Origin of the sequence: Paraburkholderia podalyriae, from assembly GCF_014397785.1 — a bacterium.
Classification (GTDB): domain Bacteria; phylum Pseudomonadota; class Gammaproteobacteria; order Burkholderiales; family Burkholderiaceae; genus Paraburkholderia; species Paraburkholderia podalyriae.
The window spans coordinates 1-9,101 of record NZ_VZQQ01000121.1; the positions used below are offsets into that span (position 1 = coordinate 1).

Annotated in this window: 7 protein-coding genes; 3 read left to right on the top strand and 4 right to left on the bottom strand. The window is 64.3% G+C overall.

All coding sequences use genetic code 11. The features are described 5' to 3' along the window. Window positions 1-174: 174 nt before the first annotated feature. From bfr to F6X42_RS40755, 4 genes are all read right to left on the bottom strand, one after another. Window positions 175-654: a bacterioferritin gene (gene bfr, locus F6X42_RS40740; RefSeq protein WP_187639453.1), complete on the bottom strand. Its 480-nt coding sequence runs from the start codon at window positions 652-654 to the stop codon at window positions 175-177. A 198-nt stretch (window positions 655-852) separates the two neighbouring features. Then, entirely contained in the window at window positions 853-2,376 is a 1,524-nt protein-coding gene (locus F6X42_RS40745; RefSeq protein WP_187639454.1) for a fumarate hydratase, read from the bottom strand. A gap of 48 nt (window positions 2,377-2,424) precedes the next feature. Beyond that, the gene (locus F6X42_RS40750; RefSeq protein WP_222945907.1) at window positions 2,425-2,991 is read right to left on the bottom strand and encodes a TIGR00645 family protein; all 567 of its coding nucleotides are present in this window, start codon (window positions 2,989-2,991) and stop codon (window positions 2,425-2,427) included. A 208-nt stretch (window positions 2,992-3,199) separates the two neighbouring features. Then, on the bottom strand, window positions 3,200-4,102 hold the full coding sequence (locus tag F6X42_RS40755; protein WP_187639456.1) for a DMT family transporter: 903 nt from the start codon (window positions 4,100-4,102) through the stop codon (window positions 3,200-3,202). 409 nt (window positions 4,103-4,511) lie between these two features. On the opposite strand from F6X42_RS40755, the gene acs reads away from it, so the two are divergent. The 3 genes from acs (at window position 4,512) to F6X42_RS40770 (ending at window position 9,078) form a co-directional block, all read left to right on the top strand. Next, the gene (acs, locus tag F6X42_RS40760) at window positions 4,512-6,494 is read left to right on the top strand and encodes an acetate--CoA ligase (RefSeq protein WP_187639457.1); all 1,983 of its coding nucleotides are present in this window, start codon (window positions 4,512-4,514) and stop codon (window positions 6,492-6,494) included. Window positions 6,495-6,650: 156 nt separating this feature from the next. After that, the gene (locus F6X42_RS40765; protein WP_187639458.1) at window positions 6,651-7,055 is read left to right on the top strand and encodes a DUF4212 domain-containing protein; all 405 of its coding nucleotides are present in this window, start codon (window positions 6,651-6,653) and stop codon (window positions 7,053-7,055) included. Further along, on the top strand, window positions 7,009-9,078 hold the full coding sequence (locus tag F6X42_RS40770) for a sodium:solute symporter family protein (protein ID WP_187639459.1): 2,070 nt from the start codon (window positions 7,009-7,011) through the stop codon (window positions 9,076-9,078). Before F6X42_RS40765 ends, F6X42_RS40770 begins: the two co-directional genes overlap by 47 nt. Window positions 9,079-9,101 lie beyond the last annotated feature (23 nt).

Consider the following 9,101-nt stretch of genomic DNA (forward strand, 5'->3'; position numbering starts at 1 on the left):
GAGGGGGAGGGCGCGGGCATAGGCGAAGAAAACGAGCGTGACGTGGCGGTCGGCAAAAGGTGAAACCAGGGCGATGCGCGTGCGAGTATATCGCCCGCGCGGTACGGTCCGGCGCGCATGCCTGCTGAGCGGGCGTGGCGCCGCTGCCGCGCGGGATGCTTCAGCGTGCTTCGATCAGGACTCGATCGAGCCCATTCCGCTTTGCTGGTAATTCTGGATCCCGACCTTGTCGATCAGATCGAGCTGCGTTTCGAGCCAGTCGATGTGCTCTTCGGTATCGTCGAGAATCGTCGTGAAGATTTCGCGCGAGATGAAATCGCGCACCGATTCGCAGTACGCAATCGCTTCCTTGCAGGTGCTTTGCGAAATCTGTTCGAGCTTCAGATCGCATTCGAGGATCTCTTTGGTTTCCTCACCGATCAGCAGCTTGTGCAGGTCCTGCAGGTTCGGCAGACCGTCGAGCATGAAAATACGTTCGATCAGCATGTCGGCATGCTTCATTTCGCCGATCGACTCGTCGTACTCGTGCTTGCCGAGCTTGTCGAGGCCCCAGTGGCCGTACATCCGCGCATGCAGGAAGTACTGGTTGATCGCGGTCAGCTCGTTCTTGAGCTGCGCGTTCAGATATTCGATGACCTTCTTGTCGCCTTGCATGTTATTTCCTTTTTCGCGGACCTTGAATTTCCAACAACAATAAACGCCATGCCCAAAAAAGCCAAGAAATCCGGTAAGAGTTTTGGCGGTGTGGCGGCTTCGCGCGCCATCTTGCGCGTGCATGATGCGCGGCAATAAAAAAGCCGGGACGGCGATCCCGGCTTTTCGACCGACCTGAGTGGCGTCAATTGCGACGCATTAAGCCGTGGCGACCGGAATCTTGCCGATCCTGGCTTGCCATTCCTTCGGGCCGGTCTGGTGCACGGAGGTGCCGTTCGAATCGACGGCGACCGTGACCGGCATATCCTGCACGTCGAACTCGTAGATCGCTTCCATGCCGAGGTCTTCGAACGCGAGCACCTTCGCGCTGCGGATCGCCTTCGACACGAGGTACGCGGCGCCGCCGACGGCCATCAGGTACGCGGCCTTGTGCTTCTTGATCGCCTCGATCGCGACCGGGCCGCGCTCGGCCTTGCCGATCATCGAAATCAGGCCCGTTTGCGCGAGCATCGTCTCGGTGAACTTGTCCATACGCGTCGCGGTGGTCGGGCCCGCCGGGCCGACCGCTTCGTCGCGTACCGGATCGACCGGGCCGACGTAGTAGATCACGCGGTTCGTGAAGTCGACCGGCAGCTTCTCGCCCTTCGCGAGCATATCGGCGATGCGCTTGTGCGCGGCGTCGCGGCCCGTCAACATCTTGCCCGACAGCAGCAGCGTCTGGCCCGGCTTCCAGCCCGCCACTTGTTCCGGCGTCAGCGTGTTGAGGTCGACGCGTTTGCTGGTTTCCGTGTTCGGTTCCCAGTGCACCTTCGGCCATGCGTCGAGCGACGGCGCTTCGAGCTTCGCGACGCCCGAGCCGTCGAGCGTGAAGTGCGCGTGGCGCGTCGCCGCGCAGTTCGGGATGATCGCGATCGGCTTGGACGCGGCGTGCGTCGGCGCGGCCATGATCTTGACGTCGAGCACCGTGGACAGACCGCCGAGGCCCTGCGCGCCGATACCGAGCGCGTTGACCTTCTCGTGCAACTCGACGCGCAGCTCTTCGATCCAGCCCTGCGGGCCGCGCGCGATCACGTCCTGAATGTCGATCGGGTCCATCAGCGATTCCTTCGCCATCACCATCGCTTTTTCAGCGGTGCCGCCGATGCCGATGCCGAGCATGCCCGGCGGGCACCAGCCCGCGCCCATCGTCGGCACGGTCTTCAGGATCCAGTCGACGATCGAGTCCGACGGGTTCAGCATCGCGAACTTCGACTTGTTCTCGGAGCCGCCGCCCTTGGCCGCGACCTGCACGTCGACCTTGTCGCCCGGCACGATCTCGTAGTGGATCACGGCCGGCGTGTTGTCTTTAGTGTTCTTGCGCGCGCCTTCGGGCGGGCTCACGATCGATGCGCGCAGCACGTTGTCCGGGTTCAGGTAACCGCGGCGCACGCCTTCGTTGATCATGTCGGTGACGCTCATCGTGGCACCGTCCCAACGCACGTCCATGCCCACCTTCACGAACACCGTGACGATGCCGGTGTCCTGGCAGATCGGGCGCTTGCCTTCGGCGCACATGCGGCTGTTGGTCAGAATCTGCGCGATCGCGTCCTTCGCCGCCGGGCTCTGTTCGAGCTCGTACGCGCGGCCGAGCGCTTCGATGTAGTCGAGCGGATGGTAGTAGCTGATGTGCTGCAGCGAATCAGCGATGCTCTGAATCAGGTCTTCCTGTTTGATGACGGTCATGGCTAGCTCAGTGGGGGGCGCTTGTTGTCGGATCGCAGCGCGGTGCGGTCAGTCTTGCGCCTTCATGGGAGTGGAAACCTTGATGCCGCCCACGGCGCGCAAGGCCGCGGGCTCTTCGACATGTTTGGGGTGGGTGTGCGTGGAGAGACGGTCGACGAGCGCCATCACGAGCGCGGATACCAGGAACGCGACGTGGATGATCACCTGCCACATGATCGTGTGCGTCGTGTTCTGGTCGGGGCTGATGAAGGTCTTCAGCAGATGGATCGAGGAAATGCTGATCAGCGCCATCGACAGCTTCACTTTCAGCACGCCGGCGTTCACGTGATCGAGCCATTCCGGCTCGTCCGGATGACCGTCGAGGCCGAGCCGCGACACGAACGTTTCATACCCGCCGATGATCACCATGATCAGCAGATTCGAGATCATCACCACGTCGATCAGTCCCAGCACGGCGAGCATGATGCTGGTTTCGTCGAGCCGCATCGCTTCCGTGACCAGATGCCAGACTTCCTTCAGGAACAGCACGACGTACACCGCCTGCGCGACGATCAGCCCGAGATACAGCGGCAGCAGCCAGCGGCTCATGAAAACGAGGTGGGGTAGCGCGCGCATCGGGCGGCGCGGACGGGAGGAAGCGGGTCGCGAAGCGGACATAGGCAACGGTCAGATGAAGCGCGGGTGACGGAACACGGGGCCAGGCGCCGACGGCGGTACGGGGCGCGGCCACCGAAGCGGCGCGAGACTCGCGTCAGGCGCGCCATTGTACAGCGTCGGTTGAATCTGCTGCTGTGCGGCGGGCAGCGCGCCCGCTACACCAGAATTACGATGCGATCGGCGGCACGCGGCGGACCTTCAGGCTCGCGAGGCCGATACCGGCGATCACGCAGGCGAGCGCGATGCCGTGCGCGAGCGTGGGCCGCTCGCCGAGGAACACGATGCCGTAGAGCGCCGCGGCGACCGGCAGCACCGCGCTGAACACGCCGGCGAGACCGCCGGGCACGTGTCGGATGCCCTTCATCCACAGCCAGAACGAGAAGATGCTGGCCGACAGCCCGTACCACAGCACCAGCATCCAGACGCTCGCCGGCACGGCGCGATAGTCGAAATGCGCGAGCGCACCGGCGCCGAGCGGCAGCATCAGCAGCAGGCCGAACAGATGGGTGTACGCGCAGATGTCGATCGGCGCGAGCGTTTGCGTGAGGCGGCGCGACAGGATGATGTACAGCGATTCGCAGCACACGGCGCCGAGCACCATGAAGTTGCCCGCGAGCGAGCCGGTGCCGGCCGTTGCATTCGCGCCCGCATCGACGCGCGCGACATTGATGACGACGACGCCGACGACCGCCAGCGCGATCGACCCGAGCGCGCGGCCATCCGGCCGCTCCTTCAGGATCAGCCACGACAGCAGCGCGACGACCGCCGGAATCGTGCTCGTGATCACGCCGGCCGCGACCGCGCTGGTACGCGCGACGCCATTGAGCATCAGCAGCGTGAAGCCGAAGGTGCCGAATAGCGCCTGTAAAAACAGATTGATCCATTCATCGCGTTTGACGCGGCGCAGTTTGGTCACGCGCAACAGCGGCCATAGCACGGCCATCGCGATGACGAAACGCAGCAGCGCGAACAGCGGGACGGGGACGAGGGCAACGATCGATTTACCGATTCCGACATTGCTGCCGACGAGCAGCATCGAGGTAATCAGAAGCAGGGCGTAGCGATTCAAACTGGAATCCGGACGGCTAGTTCAGTTAGCATTGTAAAAGGCCGTGCGAGAGAGCGTAAAGGCGGCGCGCGCGAGGCGATGCGTCGAGTTGGCATCAGCGGTACGCAATGTGCTGTGCTAAGCGTATAGCGCCCGGTAGAACCCGCGATCTAAGGGTTTTCGCTTGCAGATCAACGCGAGGCGCGTAAGTGGCCGGTAAGTTGCAGCGCATAGGGTAAAGCCTTAACGCGGGATAGGATCGAGCAGGGCGCCTGCATGCAGGGATGTTGCGATGCCGCACGCACGCGCGTGGGACGGCACCGCGAGGTGGGAGACAGCGCCGCTCGTGGCGGCTCGAACAGGATAAGGCCCGCGCGCGCGCCGCGCGCCGGTACAGGTTTTACGTTTCATCTTCACCAAGGGGTTGTCGATGTCTGCGATTGAATCGGTTCTTCAGGAACGCCGCGTTTTTCCGCCCTCCGCTGACACTGCAAAGGGCGCCACGATTTCCGGCATGGACGCGTACCGGGCGCTCGCCGCCGAAGCGGAGCGCGACTATGAAGGCTTCTGGGGGCGTCTCGCGAACGAGACGCTGAGTTGGCACAAGCCGTTCACCAAGGTGCTCGACGAATCGAAAGCGCCGTTCTACACGTGGTTCGAAGACGGCCAGCTGAACGCGTCGTACAACAGCATCGACCGTCATGTCGAGGCCGGCAACGGCGAGCGCGTCGCGATCGTGTTCGAGGCCGACGACGGCACCGTCACCAACGTCACCTATCAAGACCTGCTGCAACGCGTATCGCGCTTCGCGAACGCGCTGAAAAAACGCGGCGTGAAGAAGGGCGATCCGGTCGTCATCTACATGCCGATGTCGATCGAGGGCATCGTCGCGATGCAGGCGTGCGCGCGTATCGGCGCGACGCACTCGGTCGTGTTCGGCGGCTTCTCGTCGAAGTCGCTCAACGAGCGGCTCGTCGACGTCGGCGCGGTCGCGCTGATCACGTCCGACGAGCAGATGCGCGGCGGCAAGGCCTTGCCGCTGAAGAACATCGCCGACGAAGCGCTCGCGCTCGGCGGCTGCGAGAAGGTCAGGAGCGTGATCGTGTACCAGCGCACCGGCGGCAAGGTCGCGTGGGACGCAGGCCGCGACCTGAGGATGCACGAACTCATGCAGGCCGAGTCGGACCAGTGCGCGCCGGAATGGGTCGACGCCGAGCATCCGCTCTTCATTCTTTATACGTCGGGCTCGACCGGCAAGCCGAAGGGCGTGCAGCACAGCACCGGCGGCTATCTGCTGTGGGCCGCGCAAACGCTGAAGTGGACCTTCGACTGGCGTCCCTCCGACGTATTCTGGTGTACCGCCGACATCGGCTGGATCACCGGTCATAGCTACATCACGTACGGGCCGCTGACGCTCGGCGGCACCCAGGTCGTGTTCGAAGGCGTGCCGACCTATCCGGATGCCGGACGCTTCTGGCAGATGATAGCGAAGCACAAGGTCACGCTGTTCTATACGGCGCCTACCGCGATCCGCTCGCTGATCAAGGTGTCCGAGGCCGACCCGAAAGTGCATCCGAAGAGCTACGACCTGTCGACGTTGCGCATCATCGGCACGGTCGGTGAGCCGATCAATCCGGAAGCGTGGGTGTGGTACTACGAGAACGTCGGCGGCGGCCGTTGCCCGATCGTCGATACGTGGTGGCAGACCGAGACGGGCGGCCACATGATCTCGCCGATGCCGGGTGCGACGCCGCTGGTGCCGGGTTCGTGCACGTTGCCGCTGCCGGGCATCATGGCCGCGGTCGTCGACGAAACCGGGCAGGACGTGCCGAACGGGCAGGGCGGCATTCTGGTGATCAAGCGCCCGTGGCCCGCGATGCTGCGCAACGTGTGGGGCGATCCGGACCGCTACAAAAAGAGCTATTTCCCCGAAGAGCTCGGCGGCAAGCTGTACCTCGCCGGCGACGGCGCGGTGCGCGACAAGGAGACCGGCTACTTCACGATCATGGGCCGCATCGACGACGTGCTGAACGTGTCGGGCCATCGTCTCGGCACGATGGAGATCGAGTCGGCGCTGGTCGCCAATCCGCTCGTCGCGGAAGCGGCCGTGGTGGGCCGCCCCGATGCGACGACCGGCGAGGCGGTGTGCGCGTTCGTCGTGCTCAAGCGCGCGCGGCCGCAAGGCGATGAGGCCGTCAAGCTCGCGAACGAACTGCGCAACTGGGTCGGCAAGGAGATCGGTCCGATCGCGAAACCGAAGGACATCCGCTTCGGCGAGAACCTGCCGAAGACGCGTTCGGGCAAGATCATGCGTCGTCTGTTGCGTTCGCTCGCGAAGGGCGAGAAGATCACGCAGGACGTGTCGACGCTCGAGAATCCGGCGATTCTCGACCAGCTCGGCGAGTCGATTTAAGCGTTGCAAGCGGGTCTGCGCGAGCGGCGGCGGTGTGTCGATCGACATGCTTGCGGTCGCGCCGAGCAGACCCGTCGTTCGCGCGACGGCCTTGCATCACAGCGTCGCGCGGACAATCCCAATTGCCTCGCCGATGCCTTTTTGATACATAGGCGCATGGCCGCGCCACACCTATCCTCCCACGCCACCTTGAACCCCCCGCCCGAACCGCCACCGGTCTCGGCGGCGATGGCGCTTGCGCATCGCAAGTACTGGCGTTTCAACCTCGCGCTGATCGCGGCGCTGATGACGCTCGGCTTCTGCGTCTCGTTCGTCGTGCCGTTGCTGGCACCCGCGCTAGCGCAGGTGCGCGTCAGGGGCTTCAGTCTGCCGTTCTACTTTGGCGCGCAGGGGGCGATCCTGATCTACCTCGCGTTGATCGTCGTCTATATCGTGCTGATGCAGCGTGCCGATCGTCAGTTGCAGCGGGCGTTCGAAGCGGATTCGCAGCGCGATGCCGCGAGCCGCGCGAACGATGACGTCAAGGTCGGCACCAACACGCCGGCCGCGCGCGGACGCTGAGCCCGTGAAGCGCACGCATCGGCTGATTCGCTCGTACGCGCTCTATACGCTCGCCTTCCTGCTGTTCGTGTACGTGATGTGGCGCATCGAGCGCAGCACCGGTCCCGGGGTGTGGATCGGCTATGTGTTCCTGTTCGTGCCGATCGCGGTGTATGCGGTGATCGGCGTGCTGTCGCGCACGTCCGATCTGGTCGAATACTACGTGGCGGGGCGGCGCGTGCCGTCGGCGTTCAACGGCATGGCGACCGCGGCCGACTGGCTGTCGGCCGCGTCGTTCATCGGCCTTGCCGGCTCGATCTACGCGACCGGCTACGACGGCCTCGCCTACGTGATGGGCTGGACCGGCGGCTACTGCCTCGTCGCGTTCCTGCTCGCGCCGTATGTGCGCAAGCTCGCGCGCTACACGATTCCCGATTTTCTCGGCACGCGCTATTCGAGCAACGCGGTGCGCGGCCTCGCGGCGCTCGCGGCGATCCTGTGCTCGTTCGTCTATCTGGTCGCGCAGATCCAGGGCGTTGGTCTGATCGCGACGCGCTTTATCGGCGTCGATTTCGCAGTCGGCATTTTCTGCGGGCTCGCGGGCATTCTGGTGTGCTCGTTCCTGGGTGGCATGCGCGCCGTCACGTGGACCCAGGTCGCGCAATACATCATCCTGATTCTGGCGATGCTGATACCGGTGTCGATGATCGCGCACAAGGACGGCCTCGGCTGGGTGCCTCAATTCAGCTACGGACGTTTGATGGAGCGCATGGAAGGGCTCGAGAAGCAGGTGCGCGACGCGCCGCTCGAGGCGCTCGTGCGCGACGACTATCGACGCCGCGCCGCGCTGATGCAACTGCGGCTCGATACGCTGCCGCAATCGTTCGTCGACGAGAAGCATCGGCTCACGCAGGAGGTCGGCGATCTGCGCCGCCATAACGGTCCATTGCGCGAGATCAAGCAGCGCGAGCGCGCGCTCGGACAGTTTCCCCGCGATGCCGCCGCCGCGCAGATCGTCTGGAGCCAGCAGCGCGACGACATGCTGATGCGCGCGACCGCGCCGGTGCCGATGCACGAACCGTTTCCCGCGGTCGGCGACGAAGACCGAAGCACGCATGCGCGTAACTTTCTGTCACTGCTGCTGTGTCTGTCGCTTGGTACGGCGAGCCTGCCACACATCCTGACGCGCTACAACACGACGACTTCCGTGGCGTCGGCGCGCCGTTCGGTCGGCTGGACGCTCTTTTTCGTCGCGCTGTTCTATCTGACGGTGCCGGTGCTCGCGGTGCTGATCAAGTACGAGATTCTGTCGAATCTGGTCGGTCATCATTTTGCCGATCTGCCGCAATGGCTGATGCAATGGCGCAAGGTGGAGCCGAGCCTGATCAGCCTCGCCGATGCGAACGGTGACGGCATCGTGCGCTGGAGCGAGATCCAGATGCAGCCCGATATGGTCGTGCTCGCGGCGCCCGAGATCGCGGGGCTGCCGTATGTGATGTCGGGCTTGATCGCGGCGGGGGCGCTGGCGGCGGCGCTATCGACCGCGGATGGTCTGCTGCTGACGATCGCGAACGCGTTGTCGCACGACGTGTATTACCACATGGTCGATCCGAACGCATCGAGCCAGCGGCGCGTGACGATCTCGAAGATTCTGCTGCTAGGGGTCGCGCTGTTCGCGTCGTACGTGGCGTCGTTGAATACGGGGAATATTCTGTTTCTGGTCGGGGCGGCGTTTTCGCTGGCGGCGTCGAGTCTGTTTCCGGCGCTCGTGCTGGGCGTGTTCTGGAAACGCACGACGCGGCTCGGGGCGGTGGCGGGGATGGTCGCGGGACTGGTCGTGTGCATCTACTACATCGTGTCGACGTATCCGTTCTTCACGCAGATGACGGGCTTCACGGGCGCGCGCTGGTTCGGCATCGAGCCGATCAGTTCGGGCGTGTTCGGCGTGCCGGCGGGGTTTCTCGTGGCGATCGGCGTGAGCTTGATCGACCGCAAGGCGGACGCTTATACGATCGCGCTGGTTGACTATATCCGGCATCCGTAGGGGGTTTGGGCGGGGCTTTGGGT

Excerpts from the sequence above, each read along its gene's own strand:
- bfr (WP_187639453.1), bottom strand. The coding sequence starts at position 654 with ATGCAAGGCGACAAGAAGGTCATCGAATATCTGAACGCGCAGCTCAAG.
- F6X42_RS40745 (WP_187639454.1), bottom strand. The coding sequence starts at position 2,376 with ATGACCGTCATCAAACAGGAAGACCTGATTCAGAGCATCGCTGATTCG.
- F6X42_RS40750 (WP_222945907.1), bottom strand. The coding sequence starts at position 2,991 with ATGCGCGCGCTACCCCACCTCGTTTTCATGAGCCGCTGGCTGCTGCCG.
- acs (WP_187639457.1), top strand. The coding sequence starts at position 4,512 with ATGTCTGCGATTGAATCGGTTCTTCAGGAACGCCGCGTTTTTCCGCCC.
- F6X42_RS40765 (WP_187639458.1), top strand. The coding sequence starts at position 6,651 with ATGGCCGCGCCACACCTATCCTCCCACGCCACCTTGAACCCCCCGCCC.
- F6X42_RS40770 (WP_187639459.1), top strand. The coding sequence starts at position 7,009 with ATGACGTCAAGGTCGGCACCAACACGCCGGCCGCGCGCGGACGCTGAG.